This is a genomic window from Kitasatospora sp. NPDC004531 (genome assembly GCF_053602195.1).
Map to the genome: position 1 here is coordinate 15,205 of NZ_JBSGDD010000037.1, position 21,488 is coordinate 36,692.

Consider the following 21,488-nt stretch of genomic DNA (forward strand, 5'->3'; position numbering starts at 1 on the left):
CCGGTCAGTCGGGGCGGACGGTGTGCGTGCCGTCGGGGGCGACGGCGAGCTCGAACCGCTCGAAGCCCGGCCGGCCCAGGCCGTCCCACCACCGCCACGCGGACTCCACCTCGTCCCACAGCCGGCGCGGGCCGGACTGCACCACCTCGAACTCCGTCCGCCCCGGCTCCCAGTCGGCCGTCGCCCAGGACGTGACGGCCGTGTCGTGCAGCCACAGCGTGTAGGAGCCGTCCGGGTAGCGCTCCGTCAGCGGGAAGGCCGACGGCACCCGGACGCCGATCGCGAACATGGCGGCCCAGTCGCCGAGCCGGTCCGGTGACAGGCCCGTGGTGGAGCGGACGCCGTCGGCGGGCCACGGCCCCGACAGGTAGGCGAGGCTGCCCGGCCGGGGGCTGCGCTGGGCACGCAGCCGCATGAACGCGGAGGACCGGACGAAGCGGCCGCGGGCGCTGCCGTCCTGCTGGACCGTCAGCCGCGCGACCGCCTCGCCGCCGTAGCCCGGCCCCCAGGGCACGACGATCACCGCACCCGGGCGGCACTGCCCGATCCAGGCGGCGGGAACCTGCCGGACCGAGCAGGTGGCGAGCACCCGGTCGAAGGGCGCGCCCGGCGGGTGCCCTCGGGCGCCGTCGCCCACGACGGCGGTGGGCGCGTACCCGGCGCGGGCCAGCCGGTGGCGGGCGGCGGCGGCCGTGGCCCGGTCGACCTCGACGGTGGTGACCTGCGCCGAGCCGAGGCGGTGCGCGAGCAGCGCGGCGTTCCAGCCCGTGCCGGTACCGATCTCCAGCACGCGATGGCCGTCCCGGACGTCCAGCGCCGCGAGCATCGAGAACACCATGGTGGGCATCGAGCTGGACGAACTCGGCGTCCTGCCCCTGGTGCCGGCGCCGTGCGCCCCGTCGTCCCACTGCGTGGTCAGCGGCACGTCCGCGTACACCGCCCGCCACCAGGCCGCCGGATCGTCCCGCCGGTTCACCGCGCCGCCCTGCCGCACGCCGTCCGCGGTGCCCGGCCACACCGTGTCCGGGACGAACAGGTGGCGGGGGACGGCGTGGTACGCCGCGAACCAGTCGGGCTGCAACGAGCCGTTGGCGATGAGCGCGGAGGCCAGCCGGTCGCGGCCGGCCTCCGCCGGATGACGTGCCGTCACCACCTCAGCGCCCCTCCGCCGGGCCCTGGCCGTCCGAGGTGTTCCCGCCCTCGTCACTGCCGCCGCCGCCGTGCTTGTTGCCGCTGTTGCTGTCGTCCTGCGGGCTGCCGCCGGTGCCGTCGCCGGTGCCGCCGGCGTGTCGGCCGTCGTCGAACGTGGGCATGGTGCCTCCTTGGCGCGCTGATGGTCGGACGGGGACTCCCGCCCGATGCTCACGCTAGGTGCCGGGGTGTGCGCGGCAGGTGGCCGATTCTCGGTGATTCTCCTGCGGGCGCGGGGAATTCGCCTCCTTGCGCAGGTTCGGGCTCAGGGGGCGCCCAGGGCCTGGCGGCAGCGGGAGATCACCCGCTGGGCGGCCGGGCCGTGGACCGCCGCGCGGCTCAGTGACTCCCACACCCGCAGATGGAGTGCCACGCTGTCCGGGTCGTCCAGCCAGAGTTCGGCGTGCCAGTCCTCGGCGATGACCAGGCGCTCGTCGTGGATCCAGAACCCGTTGGCGGGAGGCAGCTCGACCGGGGCGTCGAACGGGACGATGCCGAGCGTGACGTTGTCGAGCCCGATCACGCCGCTGAGTCGGTCGAGTTGGGCGGCCATGACGTTCGGCGGGCAGATCCGGGCGCGCAGGGCCGCCTCCCACATGACGATGTGGAACCGCTTTCCGCGCCGGTACAGCAGCTCCTGGCGGCGGACCCGGGCCTGCACCGCCTCGTCGATGTCGCGCGGGGAGCGGTGCAGGCGGACGTAGGCCTCGAAGATGTGGCGCGCGTAGTCGGGGGTCTGGAGCAGGCCGACGATCATCGCGCCCTCCCACGCTCGCAGTACGGACGACGACTCGCACTCGACCGTCAGCCGGTCCTGCACCGGCCGGTGACCGGCCGCCAACTGCCTTCGCCAGGACCGGGATTGCGTCTCGAACGCACGAAGCCGCGCCGAGAGTTCGGCCGCCGCCCCCGGCTGCCCGGCACCCTCCGCCCAGGCCCGCAGGTCCTCGTGGGTGGCGGTCTGGCGGCCGGTCTCCAGCTTGCTGACCTTGGACTGCGCCCAGCCGAGCCGCTCGGCCAGTTGACGGCCTGTGAGACCGCCCTCGGCCCGCAGCTCACGGAGCCGCAGACCGAGGGCGTATCGGGCCTGTTGGAAATCGGTGCTCACTCGCCGGACGGTACACCGGCCCGGAACTCGCGATGCGGCACGGCGAAGTGCCAGGCGGCGTCCCGCTCCTGGCAGGCCCGGTTGACCCGGACCGGGTCGGTGATCAGCTCGACGTCGGTCAGCAGGTCGTCGTCGGAGAAGTGCAGCAGGGCGATCACCCGGGAGTCGAACACCCAGGCGTCCTCCAGCGGCAGGCCCAGCCGGTCCGCGTCCTCCCGCCACAGGTAGCGGACGTCCTCGCCCACCGTGCCGATCTGCTCGGCGTTGTCGAGCAGGTAGCGCTGGCCGAGGGTCGGCGGGTTGTCCATGATCCGCACCCGCTCGAAGCGCTTGCCCTGCGCCGACTGCGCACGACGGTTGCGGGCCCAGGCATCGTCCATGTCCCAGCCGGGATCCTCGCCGGCCACGAACCTGCGGTAGGTCTCGGTCTCCTGGTCGGACCGGTACTGGCGGCGGGTCTCCAGCCGGAACGCCGTGTGCCGGAAGGTGTGGAACATCGACTCGAACTCGTCGTAGCCGATCAGCACCCGCTCGCGCTCGGCGGCGCGCGGCGCGAAGTCCGTGAGCAGGACGCGGGGCACGGTCACGAAGCCCTCGCCGGGCTTGACGTTCCGCAGCTGGGCGATCTCGGCCGGGTCCGTGACCAGGTCGCCCTGCACGATCACCTGCCCGCTCTCCTCGTCCTCGTACAGCGTCGGGCAGCCGTTGTGGCCGGAGTTGCTGCCGATGTAGCGCAGTCGACGGGTCATGTCTGTTCCCCTTCTGGTGGCGGACGGCGTCAGGATGCCCGTGGGTGGGGGCGGGCGGGGGACTGATTCGCGAATATTCGTCCGGGGGTGAGGTGGGTCATGGGAACCCGGGGTGCGGGGGTGGACAGCTCATAGGGGTGATCACAGATATGCGAACCCGGGTGCGGGCCGGGGATCCGAGGGTGTTCGGGGAGTTGTTCGACCGGTATGCGCGGGGGGTCTACAACCACGCGTTCCGGCTCACCGCGGACTGGTCGGTGGCCGAGGACGTCATGTCGGCGACGTTCCTGGAGGCGTGGCGGCTGCGCGGACGGGTGGCCGAGGAGGGCGGGTCGCTGCGGCCGTGGCTGCTGGGGATCGCGACCAACCTGGCGCGCAACCAGTGCCGGGGCAACCGGCGTTACCGGGCGGCGGCCGCCGCGTTCGCCGCGAGCGGGGCCTCGGTGGGGGAAGTGCCCGACCACGCCGAGGAGGTGGCCGGGCAGGTGGACGACCGGCGGCGGATCGCCGCCACCGTCACGGCCATCGGGTCGCTGCGGCGCACCGAGCGCGAGGTGCTGATCCTGTGCCTGTGGGAGGGCCTGGAGTACGCCGAGGCCGCCGAGGCGCTCGGCGTCCCCGTCGGGACGGTCCGCTCCCGGCTCTCCCGCGCCCGCGCCAAGCTGCGCAAGCTCGCCCACGCGGAACTGGCGGCCGAAAGCCGGGAACTCGCCCGCCGCACCCGACAGACAGAGAGGGACCGCGCGATCGCGGTCCGGCCCGTACCGGAAGGACAACGATGAACACCAGCCCCTACCGGCCCGAGGTCGACGGCCTCCGGCCGACCGCGGAGCGGAATCTGCCGGCGGGCCGCCACCGGTTCCACAAGGAGCGACTGATGGCCCAGATCCACGAAGACCTCGACGCCCAGGCCCGTCCCGGCCCGGTGCGGCGCAACCCGTTCCTGCGCCGCGCGATCCTGCTCCCCGCGGCGGCCTGCGCCCTGGCGGGCGCCGTCGCGGCCGGAGCGGTCCTGCTCCCGCACGCCGACGCGGACCGCTCCGTCGCCGCCGGCCCGGCGCTGACCACCACCGTCGACGACGCCGACCCGAAGGGAGCCGTCCAGCTGCTCGACCGGATCTCGCTGGCCGCCGAGGAGGCCCCGGGCCAGGCGGCGCGTCCGGGCCAGTACGCCTACATCGAGTCGAAGACCGCCGGCCTGAAGGTGGAGAACGTCAACGGCGAGTACGTCCAGTCGGAAGTCCCGCTGCACACCCGGCAGATGTGGATCTCGTCGGACGGCGGCCAGGGCTGGATCGCCGAGCCCCAGCAGAACGTGGACAGCCCCCTGAGCGTGCTGCGCGTCGGCCGGATCGAATGGCCGAGCCGGCAGTACCTGGCGTCCCTCCCCACCGACCCCGACGCGCTGCTGAAGAAGATCCGCGAGGAGATCGCGTTCGACGGCACGGACGCGGAGGCGTTCATGGCGATCGGCACCCTCCTGGAGTTCAGCCGGCTCCCGGCCCCGCTCACCTCCGCGCTCTACAAGGCCGCCGCCGAGATCCCCGGCGTGGCCGTGGTGAACGACGCGACCGACGCCATCGGCCGCCACGGGGTCGCGGTGGCCCGGCTCAACGAGAAGAACGGCCAGCGCTCCGAGTGGATCTTCGACCGGTCGACGTACGCGCTCCTCGGCGCGCGCACCGTCCAGGTCGGCAAGCCGGCCAAGGACCAGGTCCAGTTCAAGCGCGGCACGGTCCTGTCCACCACGGCCATCACCGAGCGCGCCGTCGTGGACGAGATGAAGCAGGCCCCGGCCGACACCAAGGCCTGACCGGCCGCGGCCCGGCCGGACGCTGTGAGGTGGGGCAGGATGGCGGCATGAGCGTTGTGAAGATCAATGTGCTGACTGTCCCTGCTGAGCAGCGGGAGGTGTTGGAGCAGCGGTTCGCCGCGCGGGCCGGGGTGGTGGAGAACTCGGACGGGTTCGAGTGGTTCGAGTTGCTGAGGCCGGTGGAGGGAACGGACCAGTACCTGGTGTACACGCGCTGGCGCGACGAGGAGTCGTACCGGGCGTGGGTGGAGGGGCCGAGCAGGTCGGCGCACCAGGGTGGCGGCGAGCGGCCCAAGCCGGCGGCGACCGGGTCGGAGCTGTGGTCCTTCGAGGTGGTGCAATCCGCCGGCGGGAAGGCGTAAGGCGCAAGGGGAGGGGGTCGGTCTCGGCGGAGGCCGGCCCCCTTCGCGGTGCTGGAGGAGGAGGCCGGGTGGGAGCGTGGCCGGGGGTCGGCCCCCGGGAGGTACGCCGGAGGTCGGAGGGCGGGTCCGTGCTGTGGGAGTACGGGGTGCGGGGGTGGCGGAACGGAGACTGGAGCTGTTCCGAGGCACTGACTACTCCGTACAGAGGGCTGGCATGGTTCTGCGAAACGGGCGAACGATTCTGTTGTTGACGGCCGTGCTGGCGGCGCTGACGCCGACGACGGCGTTCGCGGCGGGGGACGGGCTGCAGCGCTTCGAGCGGCAGGAACTGCGGTGGGAGCGCTGCGAGTTGGCCGGATCGGCGGCCGAGTGCGCGACGGTGGAGGTGCCGCTGGACTACGCGAAGCCGACGGGGCGGACGATCGACGTCGCGATCTCGCGGGTGCGGGCGCAGAGCGCGGAGAAGCGGCACGGGGTGCTGCTGATGAATCCCGGAGGGCCGGGCAGTCAGGGGCTGACGATGCCGGTGGAGATGGAGCCGCTGCTGCCGGCGGAGGTGCGGGCGAGGTTCGACCTGATCGGGTTCGACCCGCGCGGGGTGGGGCGGAGCACGCCGCTCGACTGCGACCTGACGGAGGACGAGCGCAGCGTCCAACACCCGTACCGGGAAGCCGAGTTCGACAAGGACGTGGCGCGGGCCCGATCGGTGGCGGACAAGTGCTGGGCGAAGGCGGGGGACGTCCTGCCGCACCTCACCAGCCGCAACACGGCGCGCGACATGGACGTCGTCCGGGCGGCGCTGGGCGAGCGGCGGATCTCCTACTTCGGGTACTCGTACGGGACGTACCTGGGCGCCGTCTACACGCAGCTGTTCCCGCAGCGCGCGGACCGGTTCGTGCTCGACAGCGCGCTCGATCCGAAGCTCGCCTGGCGGGAGACGTTCCGGGGCTGGTCGTCGGCGGCCGAACTCGCCTTCACCCGGTGGACGGAGTGGGCCGCCGAGCGCGACGCGACCTACGGGCTGGGGGCCACGGCGGCGCAGGTGCGCACGACGTTCTGGGAGCTGGTGGAGCAGGCCGACCGGACGCCCGTGCCGACCGAGGACGGCAGGGGCATCGACGGCGACGCCATCCGTTCGGGGTACCGCGCGTTCGTGCAGGTCGAGGCCGTCACCCCGTGGATCGTCGCGCTGAAGGCCGCGGCGGCGGGCGGACCGGCGGTGCCCGCCGGGCCGGAGCCCACCGTGGACGCCAACATGGCGGCCGTCACCTGGGCGGTGTTCTGCGGCGACACCCGCAGCTGGCCGCGCGACCCGGAGCAGTACCGGCGCGACGCGATCGCCGACCGGGCCAGGTACCCGCTGGCCGGCGACCTGGGGGCGAACGTCCAGCCGTGCGCGTTCTGGAAGTCGGCGGCCGTCGAGCCGGCGACGGTGGTGAACAACGGCGTCGGCGCGCTGATCGTGCAGAACCAGTGGGACCCGCAGGCGACGCTCGCCATGGCGCAGGGCATGCGGCGGGCGCTGCACGGCGCGCGGATGGTCACGGTGGCCGGCGGGCAGGGCCACGGCGTGGTGGTGGCGGGCCCGTCCTGCGCGGACGGCGCCGTCGCACGCTACCTGACCACGGGACGGCTGCCCGCGCACGACGTGACCTGCGGGGGTTAGGCCCTGTCCGGCCCTAGCGGAACGCGGCGCGCCGGGTGGCGCGGCGCAGGGTGCGCAGCAGCGGGCCGCCGACGGTGAGGCAGAGGACGGCGGTGAGGGCGGCGCGGGGGAGGTCCCAGCCGAGGGAGGTGGTGAGGCAGTAGAGGGCGAAGCGGGCCAGGTTGGCGGGCAGCGGGTCGCCGGGGACGAAGGAGATCGAGGTGGCCAGCCCGCCGATGTAGGGCCAGCCCTGGAGGTTCATCACCACGCCGTAGCCGACGGCGGAGAGGGCGCCGTAGGCCGCGAGGAGGAGCAGCTCACCCCGGCCGCGCAGCCGGGCGGCGCCCGGGAGGAAGCCCGCGCCGAGGCAGACCCAGCCCATGGCGAGCATCTGGAACGGCAGCCACGGCCCGACGCCGCCGGTCAGCAGGCCGGAGGCGAACATCGACAGCGCGCCCAGCACGAAGCCGAAGCCGGGGCCGAGGGCGCGCCCGGACAGCACCATCAGGAAGAACATCGGCTCCAGGCCGGCGGTGCCGGCGCCGAGCGGTCGCAGCGCCGCGCCGGCGGCGGCGAGGACGCCGAGCATGGCGACGGCCTTGGCGTCCAGGCCGGGCGCGCCGGTGGCGGTGCGGCCCTCGGAGAGCTGCGCGACCAGGACGGCGAGCAGCAGCGGCAGCAGCAGGGCGAACAGCCAGGGCGCGTCGGCGGAGTGGCCGACCAGGTCGGAGTCGCGGGCGGCGAGCAGCGGCCAGCCGAACGCGGCCACCCCGACCGCGGAGACCAGGGCGAGCGCGACGACCGACCGCCGCCCGAGCGGGACGGGCCGGGCGAGGTCCCGGGCGGGCCCGGCGAGATCCCGGGAGGTCATGGCAACTCCCTGAGCGCGGCGGCGACTTCGGGGACGGTGAGGTACGGCGGAAGGATCTTCGCGGTCTGCGGGGCGAAGGTCGGCGAGGCCAGCACGACCTCCGGGGTCGGGCCGTCGGCGACGATCTCGCCCTCGGCCAGGACGGCCGTGCGGTGGGCGAGTTCGGCGGCGAGCTCGACGTCGTGGGTGGCCAGCAGGACGGCGTGGCCCTCGGCGGCGAGGGTGCGCAGGATCTCGACCAGGCGGGCCTTGGCGGCGTAGTCGAGGCCGCGGGTGGGCTCGTCCAGCAGCAGGAGCGGCGGGCGGGCGGCGAGCACCACGGCGAGCGCCAGGGTGAGGCGCTGGCCCTCGGACAGGTCGCGGGGGTGGCAGTCGTCGTCGATGCCGGGGAGCAGGGCCGCCAGCAGGGCGCGGCAGGTGCCGGGTTCGGCGCCGGCGTCCTGGTCGGCGGTGGCGCACTCGGCGGCGACGGTCTCGGCGTACAGCAGGTCGCGCGGGTCCTGCGGGACGAGGCCGACGGAGCGGATCAGGTCCTTGGGGCGGGACTTGTGCGGGGTGAGGCCGTTGACCCGGACGCTGCCGGAGTCGGGGGCGTGCAGGCCGACCAGGCTGCCCAGCAGGGTCGACTTGCCCGCGCCGTTGCGTCCCATCAGTGCGGTGATCTCGCCGGGGAACAGGGCGAGTTCGACCCCGCGCAGGGCCGGGACGGGTCCGCGCGAGACCACCAGCCGGGTGGCGGTGGCGAGCGCGGGGGCGGTCGGCCGGTCGGCGGGCGGGGCGGCGGGTCCGGGCAGCCGCTCGCGCAGCGCCGCCGCCCGCCGCCGGGCGTCGCGGACGGTGAGCGGCAGCGGCTCCCAGCCGGCCAGCAGCCCGAGGTCGACCACCGGCGGCCGGACCGGCGAGCGGGCCATCAGCGCCGCGGGGTCGCCGAGCACGGGGGGCTCGCCGGGGCCGGGCAGCAGCAGGACCTGGTCGGCGTACTGGACGACGCGCTCCAGCCGGTGCTCGGAGAGCAGCACGGTGGTGCCGAGGTCGTGCACCAGGCGCTGCAGGACGGCCAGCACCTCCTCGGCGGCGCCCGGGTCGAGCGCCGAGGTGGGCTCGTCCAGCACCAGCACCTTGGGGTGGACGGTGAGCACCGAGCCGATCGCGACCCGCTGGCGCTGGCCGCCGGAGAGCGCGGACAGGGCGCGGCCGCGCAGCTCGGCGAGGCCGAGCAGGTCGAGGGTCTCCTCGACGCGGCGGCGCATCACGGCCGGCGGCAGGCCCAACGACTCCATGCCGTAGGCGAGTTCCTCCTCGACGGTGTCGGTGACGAAGTGCCCGGCCGGGTCCTGGCCCACCGTGCCGACCACGTCGGCGAGTTCGCGCGGCCGGTGGGTGCGGGTGTCGCGTCCGGCGACGGTGACCCGGCCCTCCAGGACGCCGCCGGTGAAGTGCGGCACCAGGCCGGAGACGGTGCCCAGCAGGGTGGACTTGCCGGCGCCGGACGGGCCGACCAGCAGGCAGAGTTCGCCCTCCGGAACGGTCAGGTCGACACCGCGCAGGGCGGGTTCGGCGGCGTCGGCGTACCGCACGCCGACCTGCTCGAAAGTAATCACCGGTTACTCCGGGGCGGCTCGGGGGTGACGAAGGCGGGCAGCAGGCCGATCAGCGCGGCCGCGGCGGGCAGCAGCGGCAGCCGGGGCGCGGTCGGCGGCACCACCGACGGCGTCAGGGCCTCCGGCCAGCGGCCCGCGTACCAGATCAGGGCGGCCGCGACCAGCGCGCCCGAGAGGGCAGTCAGCCACTCCGGGAGCGCCCAGGGGTCGGGCCGGTAACGCGTCCGGACGGAGCGCCGGTTGCCCAGCGCGAGCCCGGCGGCGGACGCGGCGACGCCCGCCAGCAGGACGGGCAGCGCCCAGGCGTGGCTGCCGGCGGTGAGCAGCCCGTACGTCGCGGCGCACACCCCGAGCAGCCCGGCGAGCGTCAACGCGCCCGCCGCGCGCACCAGTCGGCGCGGCACCTCGGCGGTGCGGCCGAAGCCCCGGGTGTCCATCGCCGCGGCCAGCGCCACCGAACGCTCCAACGCGCCCTCCAGCACCGGCAGTCCGACCGACAGCACCGCCCGCACGCCCCGGTCGGTGCGGCCGCGCAGCCGCCGCGCCGCGCGCAGCCGCCGGACGTCCGCGACCAGGTTCGGCGCGAAGGTCATCGCCACCACGGCCGCCACGCCCGCCTCGTACAGCGCGCCCGGCAGCGAACGCAGCAGCCGCGACGGGGAGGCCAGCGCGTTCGCCGCGCCCACGCAGGCCAGCAGCACCGCCAGGCGCAGGCCCTCGTACAGCGCGAACAGCACGCCCTCCAGGCTCACCGAACCGCCCAGCCGGACGCCCTGCGCCCAGGCGGGGAGCGGGAGTTGGGGGAGGGTGAACAGGACGTGGGTGCCGCCGACGGGGGAGCCCAGCACGATCGCGAACACCACCCGGGCGGCCAGCACCAGCAGGCCCAGCCGCAGGAACGCCGCGTACGAGCGGGCCCACGGCGCGTCGCCGCGCCGGGCGGCCACCACGAACCCGGCCACGGCCAGGATCAGCAGCAGCAGCACCGGGTTGGTGGTCCGGCTGGCCGCCGCCGCGAGGCCCAGCGACCACAGCCACCAGGCCCCCGGATGCAGCTGCCTGGGCAGCGAACGGCTGTGCACCGCCCGGGAGTTGGCCGGGCCGGGGGCGTCGCGGCGCAGACGGTCGACGGACATGGTCAGCGGGTGCGGCGGCGACGGGCCTGCCAGAGCGCGCCCGCGCCCAGCAGGACCACCACGCCGGCCCCGGCGATCACGCCGACGGCCGGACCCCCGTCGCCCTTGTCGGCCGAACCGCCCGACCGCGCGACCGGGTCGGCGCCGGCCGCGACCTGCTCGCCGCAGCCCGCGCGCGGGTAGCCCGCGATCGCGCACAGCAGCCCGGCGGAGTCGTAGCGCAGCGGCGGGGCCACCGCGGCCAGCACCTCCGCCGAGTTCGCGGCGGTCGGCACCGAGGCGCACAACGACCGTGCCTCGGCGGGCTGTTCACCGTTCGGGGCGTCCTTCGCGGTGCCGAAGTCGAGCACCACGGCGACCCGCTTGTGACCGCCGCTGGGCGCGGTGTTCGCGCAGATCGCCGCGAAGTCGGCGGCCGGCGCCGGACGGGGCGCGTCCTGGCCGCCGTCCGGGCTGAGCACGAACCGCCAGCCGTCCACCGCGCCGTCCGCCGGCACGTTCCCGGTCGGCCCGACCTGCTGGAACGACCAGCCGTCCGGGCCGCCCTTCCAGAACGACCAGTACCGGTAGTCCGCCGCGTACGCGGCCCCGGCGGCCGGGCCCAGCGTCGACACCAGCGCGCCGAGCGCCGCGAGCAGGACCACAACGGCCCTGACGGGCAGGGCAGTTCGGCCGGTCACCGGTCCTGCTCCGGCTGCTCCGCCGGCGCGGCGGCGTCGGCGGCGAGCTGGTTGTGGCGGCGGCGGTTGAGGCTGAGCAGGACGCCCGCGCCGACGCCGACGAACAGGCCGACGCCGATCAGCCAGCCGGCCGAGAAACCGCTGTTCTCGTCGGGCTCGGTGATCGCCGAACCGGGCGCGCGGGTGGCCTGCGGGTCGCCGACGGCGGGGCCGACCTTCGGCTTCGGGCCGGAGTCGACCAGCAGCTGCACCATGTTGGCGCCGCCGAAGTTGTAGGGGTCGAGCTTGGCGGCGCGGGCGGTGAGCACCAGGGTGGCGGCCGCCGCCGGGTCGGTGCCGCTCCTGCCCTGCGCGGCCCAGGCGTAGCCGTTGCCGGCCAGCCAGTCGGCGGCGCTGGCGGCCTGCGCGGAGTGGCCGGAGGCGACCAGGCCGAGCACCGACCAGGCGGTCGAGTTGTAGTCGGCGGTGGCCGCTGCGCCGGGGGTCTCCAGCAGCAGGCGCTGCCCGCCGGCGGCGAGCTTCCCGGTCAGCCAGGCGGCGTCCGCCTCGGCGGAGTCGGCGTGCGCGACCGGGCCGTCGCCCGGGGTGTCCGGGCAGCTCAGGGCCTTCGGCGCGGCGTCCTTGCGGTCCGCGGTGGTGACCGGCAGGCGCCCGCCCGCGGAGGCCAGCAGGGCCTGGGCGGAGGCGAGCGTGTTGGGGGCGGCCGGAGCGCCGGAGACCGGCTGGTAGACGAACGCGCCGCGCTGCTCGGCGGGCGCCCAGCAGCCCAGCTGGAAGGAGGCCAGCCCCTGGTAGGCGGACTGCCCGCCGGGGACGGCCGTGCCGGCCGGGTCGAGACCGGCGGCCAGCAGCGCGTTCACCACCAGGGCGGTGGAGTTGGCGTCACCGGGGGCGCCCGGGTTGTAGGACCAGGTGCCGTCCACGGTCTGCTGGGCGCGCAGCCAGTCGGTGCCCCGGGTGACCTGCTGCTTGTGGTCGCCGAGCACGGTGAGCGCCTGGACGGCCATCGCGGTGGCGTTGGAGTCCTCGGTGGCCGGGACGCAGGCCGCGCCCTCGGCCCGGTACGACGGCCAGCCGCCGTCCTCGCACTGCTGGTCGAGCAGCCACTTCACGGCGGCGTCGTCGGGCTCGACCTTCTCCTGGTGCAGCGCGATCAGCGCCAGCGACTGCCGCCACACGCCGTCGTACTGCGGGTCGCCCTTGCCGTACAGCCCGGCCGGCACCCCGGGCGCCGCCGTCGGCGAACCGGAAGCGGAGCCGGACGCCGAACCGGAGGCCGAGGCCGAACCGGACGCCGGACCCGAGGCGGAGCCGGACGGGGGCGCCGACGCCGAGCCGGATGCCGACGCGTCCGCGGAGGGGGAGGCGGGATCGGCGAGCGCGGGCGCGGCGGCGGCGCCGGCGAGCAGGGCGCCGGCCAGCGCGGCGGCGCCGAGGCGGGCAGCGGTCAGCATGGGGAGAAGCCTTTCGGGAGCGGTCGCAGCGGGCCCGTGCGGGCCGCCCGTGGACCCACGACGGAGGAGGGCCGCTCGTCTCCGGCCGGGCAGTCCGACTGCGCCGCGCCCCGGCGAGGGGCGGCGGCTCACGGTTGCGGGTCAGTGCCGGAATCGCACCGGCTTCCCCCGGCCTCGGAGGCGATGTGAAGTTGTCGGCGGACCGGTGGGGGCCGTCCCGCGCCTGAAGAACTCTAGCCGCCGACCGCCGCGGCACCCCCGGGAGGTGGTGGAACGGGTTGCAGTTCGCGCGGGGTGTCGACGTCCGAGGCGAGGGTGAGCAGCCGCGCGGCGGTGTGCAGGTCGGCCCGGACCTCGGCCAGCGAGGCCCGCCCCGACAGCCACGCCAGCAGGGTGGCGTGCCAGGTGTGGGCGACCACCCGCAGCGCCGCCTGCTGGCCGGCGGTCGGCGGGTCGGGCAGCCGGGCGGCCTCCAGCACGATGGCGGAGGTGACCTGGGCGACCTCGTCCACCTCGCTGCCCACCGAGCGGTCCGCGAAGGACAGCGCCCGCACCATCGCCTCCGCCAGCCGGGGTTCGCGCTGCAGCGCGTGGAAGGCGTTGGTGAGCGCCTCGGCCACCCGGGCCGCCGGGTCCGCGCCGGTCGGCGGACGCCGCCTCACCTGCTCGTGCAGCCGTTCCAGCTGCTCACGCATCACCGCGACCAGCAGGTGCACCTTGGACGGGAAGTAGCGGTACAGGGTGCCGAGCGCGACCTGCGCGCCCTCCGCGACCTCGCGCATCTGCACCGCCTCCAGCCCGCCCCGGGCGGCCAGCGCGGTGGCCGCCCGCAGGATGCTCCGGCGGCGTTCGGCCTGGCGCGGCGTCAGCGTCCCGTCGGCGGCGGCGTTCGCGGTCACGTTCACTCCCGGGGCGGAGGATCGAAGGACGGGTGGGCGGCAGGCGGTCGCTCGGCGTGGCGTGAATCACCTGCCACGGCTCCTGACGGCAAGCTACGGCCCGGTAATCTTCGAGGTCTCTCGTTGTCCGCTTTCCCCGACGGCGAGCCTGCACCACTGTGAAACGTGATCTACTTTACCGGTCGGCGGCCCGCTCCGTCGCCGGTCCCGGTGAGTAGGGAAGAGGGGCCCCGGATGACCGCGTTGCCGCCGCCGTCGCTGCGGATCGCCCTGCTGTCGTACCGCGGCGACCCGTTCTGCGGCGGCCAGGGCGTGTACGTGCGCCACCTGTCCCGGGAGCTCGCCCGGCTCGGCCACCACGTCGACGTGATCGGCGCCCAGCCGTACCCGGTGCTGGACGAGGTCGAGGGCCCCGGCTCGGTGCGCCTGGTGGAACTGCCCAGCCTCGACCTGTACCGCGCCGACGACCCGTTCCGCACCCCCGCAGCCGGCGAGTTCCGCGGCCCGGTGGACCTGCTGGAGTACGCGGTGATGCGCACCGGCGGCTTCCCCGAGCCGCTGACCTTCTCGCTGCGCGCCCGCCAGTACCTGGCCCGACACAAGGGCCGCTACGACGTGGTGCACGACAACCAGACCCTCGGCTACGGCCTGCTCGGCCTGGCCCGGCACGGCTTCCCGCTGGTCACCACCGTCCACCACCCGGTCACCGTGGACCGGCAGTTGGAGATCGACGCGGCCGCCGGCCGGCTGGAGCGGCTCGGCAAGCGCCGCTGGTACGCCTTCACCCGGATGCAGCAGCGGGTGGCGCGCCGGCTGGAGCACGTCATCACCGTCTCGGAGAGCTCCCGCGGCGAGATCGCCGAACACCTCGGCGCCGCCCCGGGCCGCATCTCGGTCGTCCCGATCGGCGCCGACACCCGCCTGTGGTCGCCGTCCGCCGACATGGTCCGGGTGCCCGGACGGATCGTCACCACCTCCAGCGCCGACGTCCCGCTGAAGGGCCTGGTGCACCTGGTGGAGGCGCTCGCCAAGGTCCGCACCGAACGCGACGCCCACCTGGTGGTGGTCGGCAAGCCGCAGAAGGACGACGGGCCGGTCGCCGAGGCGGTGCGCCGGTTCGGCCTGGAGCGGCACATCGAGTTCCGCACCGGGCTGACCGACGCCGAACTCGTCGACCTGTACCGCTCCGCCGAGGCCGCCTGCGTCCCCTCGCTGTACGAGGGCTTCTCGCTGCCCGCTGCCGAGGCGATGGCCACCGCCACCCCGCTGGTCGCCACCACCGGCGGCGCCATCCCCGAGGTCGCCGGACCCGACGGCGAGACCTGCCTGGCCGTCCCGCCCGGCGACGCCGGGGCGCTCGCCGCCGCGCTCGGCCGGCTGCTCGACGACCCCGAACTGCGCGCCCGGCTCGGCGAGGCCGGACGGGCCCGCGTGCTGGACCGGTTCACCTGGGCCCGCGCCGCCGAACTCACCGCCGACCGCTACCGGGCCGCCATCGCCACCGGCGCGGGCGCCGCCGCCCGCTCCGGACCGGGCTGGCGCTACGTCGGCTGACCGACCGTCAACAGCCGTACCACCCTTCGTGAATGGGAGCCCCGCAGTGCTGACCGTCGACTTCTCCCGCTTCCCGCTCGCCCCAGGCGACCGGGTGCTCGACCTGGGCTGCGGCGGTGGCCGGCACGCGTTCGAGTGCTACCGGCGCGGCGCCAACGTGGTCGCCCTCGACCAGAACGGCGAGGAGATCGCCGAGGTCCGCAAGTGGTTCGCCGCCATGGAACAGGCCGGCGAGGCGCCCGCCGGGGCCAGCGCCACCGCGATGGAGGGCGACGCGCTGAACCTGCCGTTCGACGACGACACCTTCGACCGGATCATCATCTCCGAGGTGATGGAGCACATCCCCGACGACAAGGGCGTGCTCGCCGAGATGGTCCGCGTCCTCAAGCCCGGCGGGCTGCTCGCCGTCACCGTGCCCCGCTACCTGCCGGAGAAGATCTGCTGGGCGCTGTCCGACGAGTACCACGAGGTCGAGGGCGGCCACATCCGCATCTACAAGGGCGACGAGCTGGTCGAGAAGGTCCGCGGGGCCGGCCTGGAGCCCTACGGCAGCCACCACGCGCACGCCCTGCACTCCCCGTACTGGTGGATCAAGTGCGCGATGGGCGTCAACAACGACAAGGCCCTGCCGGTGCGCGCCTACCACCAGCTGCTGGTCTGGGACATCGTCGGCACCCCCGTCATCTCCACCCTCACCAAGGCCGCCGAGAAGGCCCTCAACCCGGTGCTCGGCAAGTCCTTCGTCGTCTACGCCAGCAAGCCGCACCAGCCGCGGGCCGGCGCGTGACGGCCGCCGTCCCCGCGGCCCTGCTGCTGGACGGCGTCCTCGACGCCGACCAGGCCGCCGACACGGTGCGCTCGATCCTCGCCCACCAGCAGCCCGACGGCGCCATCCCGTGGTTCCACGGCGGCCACCTCGACCCCTGGGACCACACCGAGGCCGCGATGGCCCTCGACACCGCCGGCGAGCACGCCGCCGCCGAAGCCGCCTACCAGTGGCTCGCCGACCGGCAGAACCCCGACGGCTCCTGGTACGCCGCCTACGCCTACGGCCAGGACGGCGTCCCCGACGGCACCGCCACCGACCGCGCCCGCGAGACCAACTTCTGCGCGTACCTCGCCGTCGGCGCCTGGCACCACCACCTGTCCACCGGCGACGACCGCTTCCTGGACCGGATCTGGCCCACCGTCAGCCGCGCCCTCGACCACACCGTCCGGCTGAGCCTGCCCGGCGGGGCGATCGCCTGGCGGCAGGACGAGGACGGCACCGCCGCGACCGACGCGCTGCTCACCGGCTCCTGCTCGATCCTGCACGCGCTGCGCTGCGGACTCGCCGTCGCCGACCACCTCGACCGGCCGCAGCCCGACTGGGAGCTGGCCGCCGGACGCCTCCAGCACGCCATCGCCCGCCACCCCGAGCGGTTCCTCGACAAGGACCGCTACTCGATGGACTGGTACTACCCCGTCCTCGGCACCGCGCTGCGCGGCGAGGACGCCACCCGCCGGCTGGCGGCCGACTGGGACCGGTTCGTCGTCCCCGGCCTCGGCGTCCGCTGCGTCAGCGACCGGCCGTGGGTCACCGGCGGCGAGAGCGCCGAACTCGCCCTCGCGCTGTGGGCCGCCGGGCAGTCCGACCGGGCCGTGGAGATCCTCCGCTGGATCCAGCACCTGCGGCACCAGGACGGGTCGTACTGGACGGGCTACGTCTTCGAGGACGACGCGATCTGGCCCGAGGAGCGCACCACCTGGACGGCGGGCGCGCTGCTGCTCGCGGTCGCGGCGCTCGGCGGCGACCACGCGACGGTCAGCGTGTTCGGCGGGGAGCACCTGCCGAGCGGGATGGCCGTCTCCGACTGCTGCTGAACGTTCCGGGACGGGCCTTCGGCCGGTGTCCGCCATGCAGAAGGTCCGCCCGAGGAGGGGAGTTCCCTCCTCGGGCGGACCTTTTGGCGTGAAAGGGGTTGCTCGCGCAGTTCCTCGCGCCCCCGGGTGCGCGCTCGGGCGCGCCCGGGCGTCAGCCGCGCTGGATGCCCGTGGTGTCGTTCAGCACGCCGTGGGTGCCGTCGGGCAGCTGCGCGACCAGGGCGTTGCCGCGCTGGTCGACCGCCAGGTACCAGGTGCCGGGGACCAGTTCGCCGACCGGCGGGGCGGCCGGGTTGTCCTTGTTGCCCAGCTGACGGACCGCCGGGACGGCGAACCAGAACGGGGCGAACGGCGCGGCGGCGGCCTGCGGCGGAACCTGGTCCTGAATGGCCGGCTGGACGGCGGTGGGCTGCTGCGCGACCTGCTGCGCGGCGGGGGCGGCGGCCTGCGCGGGCGCCGGGTAGCCGTAGCCGCCGGCCGGCTGGCCGCCGAACTGCTGGGCGGCGGGCACCGCCTGCTCGGCCTGCGGCTGCTGCTGGCCGGGGAACGGCTGCTGCTGCCCGCCCGGGTAGCCGTACGCGCCGGGCTGACCGGGCTGGCCCGGCTGGCCGCCGTACGGCGGGAACGGCTGCGGGACGGTCGCCGCCGGGCCGGCGGCGGGCATCAGCGGGCCCTGCAGGGCCGGGACCAGCGGACCGGCGATCACCGCACCCGCCAGCACCAGGGTGGACAGCAGCGACAGGTAGGCGCCCGCACCGTTGGTGAGGGCATCCGGGGTGCCGAGCAGCGTCCACAGGCAGCCCCAGAACGAGATCACGGACAGCGCCGTGCCCCACTGGTCCAGCCGCAGACCGGCCACCTGCTTGTTGCCCCAGCTCTCCTTCTGCAGCCGGAACAGCACGACCAGCGCCGCACCGACCAGGCCGGTCAGCACCACCGACGGCAGCAGCGGGAACAGGCCCGAGGCCCAGGCGTTCGACGACGGCGGGCAGAGCCGGCCGGAGCAGTCGAACTTCCGGAAGGGCAGGAAGGACGAAATCAGGAGCAGTACTGCCGCACCGGCGACGGCGGCGTCTCCCCTGGTGAGAGCGCGCAGGTTCACTGACGTTCCCCTCATTGGTGTAGTCGTGGTCGGCGGGCGGTGACCGAGCCCCCGTGGTACCGGAGCGGTACGACGGGTCAAAAGCCTAGGGCCAAGGCGACGCCATGTGCACAGCGCCCTCCGGATCCGGTACGAACCGGACAGACCGGAAGTGCGTCCGGCACGGGACAGGACAGGTACGGAAACGGCGGGTCTGGGTAGCTGCTCACCCCGTCAGATAGCTGGTCAGTGCATCGGCGACGGCCTGCGCGGCGCGCTGGCGCCACTCCGGGTCGGACATCCGCTTCGCGTCGCCGGTGTTGCGCATGTTGCCACACTCGATGAACACCTTCGGGACCTTCGACAGGTTGAGTCCGCCCAGGTCGGTGCGGGTGTCCAGGCCCTGCTGGCCGATGTAGCTCGACGTCGGCTCGCCGGTGCCCGCCTTGAACGCGTCGCGGAGCAGCACCCCGAGCCGGTGCGACGGGTCGACGATCGCGGCGGTGTCGGCCGGGCCCGCCACCACCCTGCCGGGCATGATCACGTGGAAGCCGGTGCCGGACGCCGGCGCGCCGTCCGCGTGGACGGAGACCGCCGCGTCCGCCTTCGCCTCGTTGCCGATCCGGGCCCGCTCGTCGATGCACGGGCCCCACGGCCGGTCGCCGTCCTGGGTGAGCACCACCTTCGCGCCCCGGTCCTGCAGGATCTGCCGCGCCCGGTGCACCACGTCCAGGGTGAAGTCGGCCTCCGAGTAGCCCGCGTCGGTGGACGTGCCGGTGGTGTCGCACTCCTTGCGGCCGCGGCCGATGTCCACCTGCCGGTTGATCTCGGAGGTGTGCTTGACGTTGCCCTGGTTGTGGCCGGGGTCGAGCAGCACCGTCCGCCCGGCCAGCGGCCGGTCCGCCGCGCTCGGGGACGGGGCGGGCGAGGAGGGCGCGGGCGCGGACGGGCTGTCGCCCGGGGCCGGGGAGTCGGCGGAGGCGTCCAGCGGGGCGTCGCCCGCCGCGTGGTGCGGGGACAGCGACGGGTGCGCGGTGACGTCCCGCGCGCTGTTCGCGACCGCCTGCCAGCCCAGCCAGCCGATCAGGCAGACCGGCAGCACCACGCTCGCCAGCTTCACGGCCGGCCGCAGGCGCGCGGTGCGCCGCTCCGGGGCGGGGAACGCGTCGGGCTCGGCCGGGGGCGGGGCGGTCACGACGTCCTCAGATCCTGTCCCAGGTACGCGCCGTCAGACCGTACGTGTCGGCGATCGGCTTCCACTTCGCCACGAAGTCCTTCTTCGACTGGGTGGCCTGCGGGTTGAGGTCGTTGGCGCGGGCCAGATCGGCGGTGCTCGGCGCGGCGTTGTTCGCGCAGCCCTGCGAGGCGACGGTGCGCGCCCACGCCGCGTACGCCCGGTCGATGTCCCCGGACTGCTGCCAGGCGTCCTTCAGCTTCGCCACCGCCTCCGGGCCGCCCGGCAGGTTGTCGGTGTGCAACTCGGCCAGCTCGGCGAGCAGTTGGTCGCGCTGCTGGGCACCGGTGTCGAACACCTTCGCCGCCGCGTCGATCTCCGCCTTCGGCGGGCAGCTGCGCACCTTCGCCACCGCGTTGCCGATCGGCGCCTTCGCGTTCTCGCCCTTCGTCAGCAGCGCGTCCAGCGCCTTCGCCTGACTCGCCGCGCCCGGGCCGGCCGAGGCGGAGCCCGACGGCGACGCGGACGGCCCGGCGCTGCCCGACGCGGACGGCGACGGCGCGGCGCTGCCGCCCGTACCGCCCTGGGCCGGGGCGGGCGCCGGGGCGGAGCTGCCGCCCTTGGCCTGGCCCGGGTCGCTGCTCCCGCTGTTCTTCACCGCCCACACCACGCCGACGCCGATCACCGCCACCAGCGCCACCGCCACACCGATCAGCACCGGGGTGCGTCGGCGCCGCGGGTCGTCGTCGTAGTCGAACTCCGGCTCCTGGCCGCCGTAGCTGCCCGGCCCGTTCGCGAACTGCTGCTGACCGCCGTAGGAGGGCGGGGGGCCGCCGAACTGCTGCTGGCCGTACGGCTGTTGGTCGAACGTCTGCTGGCCGCCGAAGCTCTGGCCCGGGGGCTGTGGCGGCGGGAACTGCTGGCCGCCGAAGGTCTGCTGGCCGCCGAAGGAGGGCGGAGGGGCGCCGAACTGCTGCTGGCCGTACGGCTGTTGGTCGAACTGCTGCTGGTCGAACGTCTGCTGGCCGCCGAAGCTCTGGCCGGGCGGCTGCGGCGGCGGCGGGAACTGCTGGCCGCCGAACGTCTGCTGGCCGCCCTGCGGAGGCACCGGCGCGGCGGGCGGCTGCGCGGGAGCCGGCTGCGGGGCGCGGGCCGGGGTGGCCGGGCCGGGGGCGGCGGCGGTCGGTGGCGTCTGCGGCGGGGCGGCCGGCGGAGGCACCGGGGCGGCGGGCGCGACGGGGCCGGCCTCGATCTTCGGCAGCGGGATCGCCGTGGTGGGCGGGCCGGCGGCCGCCGGGTCGTCCGCCACCGGCCGGCGGACCCAGCCGCCCGCGCCGTTGTTCGCGGTCGGATCCCACACCGCTCGCGCGGCCTTGCCCTGTTCCGTCATGCGCTTCCCTCGCCCCCGCCCACTGACCCGCCGATGCCTGCCCGCTGTCCGTCCGACCGTGCCCCGCACCGGCCGTCCGCCGTCTGCCGCCCCGACACCGTACCGGCCGTCGGCGCGGCGGGTCACGGCGGTGCCGCAACGCGTCGCGGTGGGGACGACGCCGCAGCGGCGGTGATCGTTCCCGGGTCGCGGGGGAAAAATGGGGCCGCGCGGGACGGCGGCGGGTCAGGCGGCGGCGCGGCGCAGCACCCGCAGCGAGCCCGTCACCGAGACCTCCTCGAAGCCCTCGTCCAGCGCCCGCAGGTACACCCGGTACGGGGCCTGGCCGCCGTCCGCCGGGTCGGGGAACACGTCGTGCACCACCAGCAGGCCGTCCTCGGCCAGGTGCGGGACCCAGCCCAGGTAGTCGCCGGTGGCGTGCTCGTCGGTGTGCCCGCCGTCGATGAACACCAGCGCGAGCCTGCCCTGCCACACCGCCGCGATCTGCGGGGAGCGGCCGACCAGCGCCACCACGTGCGGCTCCAGCCCGGCGGCGTGCAGGGTGCGGCGGAACCGCGGCAGGGTGTCCATCAGGCCGACCTCGGGGTCCACCAGCGTCGCGTCGTGGTACTCCCAGCCGGGCTGCTGCTCCTCGGAGCCGCGGTGGTGGTCGACGGTGAGCGCGACCGTGCCGGCCCGGCGGGCGGCGTCGGCCAGCAGGATCGCCGAACGCCCGCAGTAGGTGCCGATCTCCAGCACCGGCAGCCCCGTCCGGGCAGCGGCCTCCGCGGCGGCGGCGTACAGCGCCAGCCCCTCGTCCTCGGGCATGAACCCGGTGGCGGCGCGGAACGCGGCGAGCACCTGCGGGTCGGGGGTGGCCGGGGCCGCGGGGGTGTGGTCGGTCATCGGGCGCTCCTGCCGGGCTGGTGGGGGACTGA

General features: G+C 75.3%; 21 protein-coding genes. 7 read left to right on the forward strand and 14 right to left on the reverse strand.

The features are described from left to right. Window positions 1-4 precede the first annotated feature (4 nt). The 4 genes from ACWEMJ_RS17100 to ACWEMJ_RS17115 form a co-directional block, all read right to left on the reverse strand. Complete coding sequence (locus ACWEMJ_RS17100) at window positions 5-1,150, reverse strand: methyltransferase domain-containing protein (protein ID WP_452137855.1); 1,146 nt, start codon at window positions 1,148-1,150, stop codon at window positions 5-7. A gap of 4 nt (window positions 1,151-1,154) precedes the next feature. Beyond that, window positions 1,155-1,313, reverse strand: a complete 159-nt coding sequence (locus ACWEMJ_RS17105; protein ID WP_452137856.1) for a hypothetical protein — start codon at window positions 1,311-1,313, stop codon at window positions 1,155-1,157. A 143-nt stretch (window positions 1,314-1,456) separates the two neighbouring features. Continuing rightward, window positions 1,457-2,299 (reverse strand): helix-turn-helix domain-containing protein, encoded by an 843-nt coding sequence (locus tag ACWEMJ_RS17110; protein ID WP_452137857.1) that lies wholly within the window; start codon window positions 2,297-2,299, stop codon window positions 1,457-1,459. Beyond that, window positions 2,296-3,048, reverse strand: coding sequence for a DUF6879 family protein (locus ACWEMJ_RS17115; protein ID WP_452137858.1), 753 nt, complete (start codon window positions 3,046-3,048; stop codon window positions 2,296-2,298). The genes ACWEMJ_RS17110 and ACWEMJ_RS17115 overlap by 4 nt, the downstream gene beginning before the upstream one ends. A gap of 149 nt (window positions 3,049-3,197) precedes the next feature. Between ACWEMJ_RS17115 and ACWEMJ_RS17120 the strand changes: the two genes are divergently transcribed. The 4 genes from ACWEMJ_RS17120 to ACWEMJ_RS17135 all read left to right on the forward strand — a co-directional run bounded on the left by ACWEMJ_RS17120 (window position 3,198) and on the right by ACWEMJ_RS17135 (window position 6,889). After that, a complete protein-coding gene (locus ACWEMJ_RS17120) occupies window positions 3,198-3,830 on the forward strand; it encodes an RNA polymerase sigma factor (RefSeq protein ID WP_452137859.1) in 633 nt (210 codons plus the stop codon). Further along, complete coding sequence (locus ACWEMJ_RS17125) at window positions 3,827-4,861, forward strand: CU044_5270 family protein (protein WP_452137860.1); 1,035 nt, start codon at window positions 3,827-3,829, stop codon at window positions 4,859-4,861. The genes ACWEMJ_RS17120 and ACWEMJ_RS17125 overlap by 4 nt, the downstream gene beginning before the upstream one ends. Window positions 4,862-4,908: 47 nt before the next feature. Continuing rightward, window positions 4,909-5,223, forward strand: coding sequence for an antibiotic biosynthesis monooxygenase family protein (locus ACWEMJ_RS17130; protein WP_452137861.1), 315 nt, complete (start codon window positions 4,909-4,911; stop codon window positions 5,221-5,223). A 214-nt stretch (window positions 5,224-5,437) separates the two neighbouring features. Further along, entirely contained in the window at window positions 5,438-6,889 is a 1,452-nt protein-coding gene (locus ACWEMJ_RS17135) for an alpha/beta hydrolase (protein ID WP_452137862.1), read from the forward strand. A 13-nt stretch (window positions 6,890-6,902) separates the two neighbouring features. On the opposite strand, the gene ACWEMJ_RS17140 is transcribed toward ACWEMJ_RS17135, so the two are convergent. The 6 genes from ACWEMJ_RS17140 to ACWEMJ_RS17165 all read right to left on the reverse strand — a co-directional run bounded on the left by ACWEMJ_RS17140 (window position 6,903) and on the right by ACWEMJ_RS17165 (window position 13,509). Continuing rightward, complete coding sequence (locus ACWEMJ_RS17140) at window positions 6,903-7,739, reverse strand: ECF transporter S component (RefSeq protein WP_452137863.1); 837 nt, start codon at window positions 7,737-7,739, stop codon at window positions 6,903-6,905. Next, window positions 7,736-9,340 (reverse strand): ABC transporter ATP-binding protein, encoded by a 1,605-nt coding sequence (locus ACWEMJ_RS17145; RefSeq protein WP_452137864.1) that lies wholly within the window; start codon window positions 9,338-9,340, stop codon window positions 7,736-7,738. The genes ACWEMJ_RS17140 and ACWEMJ_RS17145 overlap by 4 nt, the downstream gene beginning before the upstream one ends. Then, the gene (locus ACWEMJ_RS17150; RefSeq protein WP_452137865.1) at window positions 9,337-10,476 is read right to left on the reverse strand and encodes an energy-coupling factor transporter transmembrane component T; all 1,140 of its coding nucleotides are present in this window, start codon (window positions 10,474-10,476) and stop codon (window positions 9,337-9,339) included. Before ACWEMJ_RS17150 ends, ACWEMJ_RS17145 begins: the two co-directional genes overlap by 4 nt. Before the next feature lie 2 nt (window positions 10,477-10,478). Further along, entirely contained in the window at window positions 10,479-11,156 is a 678-nt protein-coding gene (locus tag ACWEMJ_RS17155) for an SCO2322 family protein (RefSeq protein ID WP_452137866.1), read from the reverse strand. Then, window positions 11,153-12,610 (reverse strand): prenyltransferase/squalene oxidase repeat-containing protein, encoded by a 1,458-nt coding sequence (locus ACWEMJ_RS17160; RefSeq protein WP_452137867.1) that lies wholly within the window; start codon window positions 12,608-12,610, stop codon window positions 11,153-11,155. Before ACWEMJ_RS17160 ends, ACWEMJ_RS17155 begins: the two co-directional genes overlap by 4 nt. 233 nt (window positions 12,611-12,843) lie before the next feature. Continuing rightward, on the reverse strand, window positions 12,844-13,509 hold the full coding sequence (locus tag ACWEMJ_RS17165) for a TetR family transcriptional regulator (protein ID WP_452137868.1): 666 nt from the start codon (window positions 13,507-13,509) through the stop codon (window positions 12,844-12,846). A 234-nt stretch (window positions 13,510-13,743) separates the two neighbouring features. Between ACWEMJ_RS17165 and ACWEMJ_RS17170 the strand changes: the two genes are divergently transcribed. The 3 genes from ACWEMJ_RS17170 to ACWEMJ_RS17180 are packed head-to-tail and all read left to right on the forward strand — an operon-like array spanning window position 13,744 to window position 16,926. Next, window positions 13,744-15,063, forward strand: a complete 1,320-nt coding sequence (locus ACWEMJ_RS17170) for a glycosyltransferase family 4 protein (protein WP_452137869.1) — start codon at window positions 13,744-13,746, stop codon at window positions 15,061-15,063. Between the two features lie 46 nt (window positions 15,064-15,109). Further along, complete coding sequence (locus tag ACWEMJ_RS17175; protein WP_452137870.1) at window positions 15,110-15,850, forward strand: class I SAM-dependent methyltransferase; 741 nt, start codon at window positions 15,110-15,112, stop codon at window positions 15,848-15,850. Then, the gene (locus ACWEMJ_RS17180) at window positions 15,847-16,926 is read left to right on the forward strand and encodes a prenyltransferase (RefSeq protein ID WP_452137871.1); all 1,080 of its coding nucleotides are present in this window, start codon (window positions 15,847-15,849) and stop codon (window positions 16,924-16,926) included. The genes ACWEMJ_RS17175 and ACWEMJ_RS17180 overlap by 4 nt, the downstream gene beginning before the upstream one ends. Window positions 16,927-17,077: 151 nt before the next feature. Here the strand turns inward: ACWEMJ_RS17180 and ACWEMJ_RS17185 are convergent, their stop codons facing one another. The 4 genes from ACWEMJ_RS17185 to ACWEMJ_RS17200 form a co-directional block, all read right to left on the reverse strand. Beyond that, window positions 17,078-18,028, reverse strand: a complete 951-nt coding sequence (locus ACWEMJ_RS17185; RefSeq protein WP_452137872.1) for a hypothetical protein — start codon at window positions 18,026-18,028, stop codon at window positions 17,078-17,080. Window positions 18,029-18,233: 205 nt separating this feature from the next. Next, window positions 18,234-19,202, reverse strand: a complete 969-nt coding sequence (locus ACWEMJ_RS17190) for an N-acetylmuramoyl-L-alanine amidase (protein WP_452137873.1) — start codon at window positions 19,200-19,202, stop codon at window positions 18,234-18,236. 7 nt (window positions 19,203-19,209) lie between these two features. Then, window positions 19,210-20,571, reverse strand: coding sequence for a hypothetical protein (locus tag ACWEMJ_RS17195; RefSeq protein ID WP_452137874.1), 1,362 nt, complete (start codon window positions 20,569-20,571; stop codon window positions 19,210-19,212). 225 nt (window positions 20,572-20,796) lie between these two features. Continuing rightward, window positions 20,797-21,456, reverse strand: coding sequence for a class I SAM-dependent methyltransferase (locus tag ACWEMJ_RS17200; protein WP_452137875.1), 660 nt, complete (start codon window positions 21,454-21,456; stop codon window positions 20,797-20,799). Window positions 21,457-21,488: the final 32 nt, after the last annotated feature.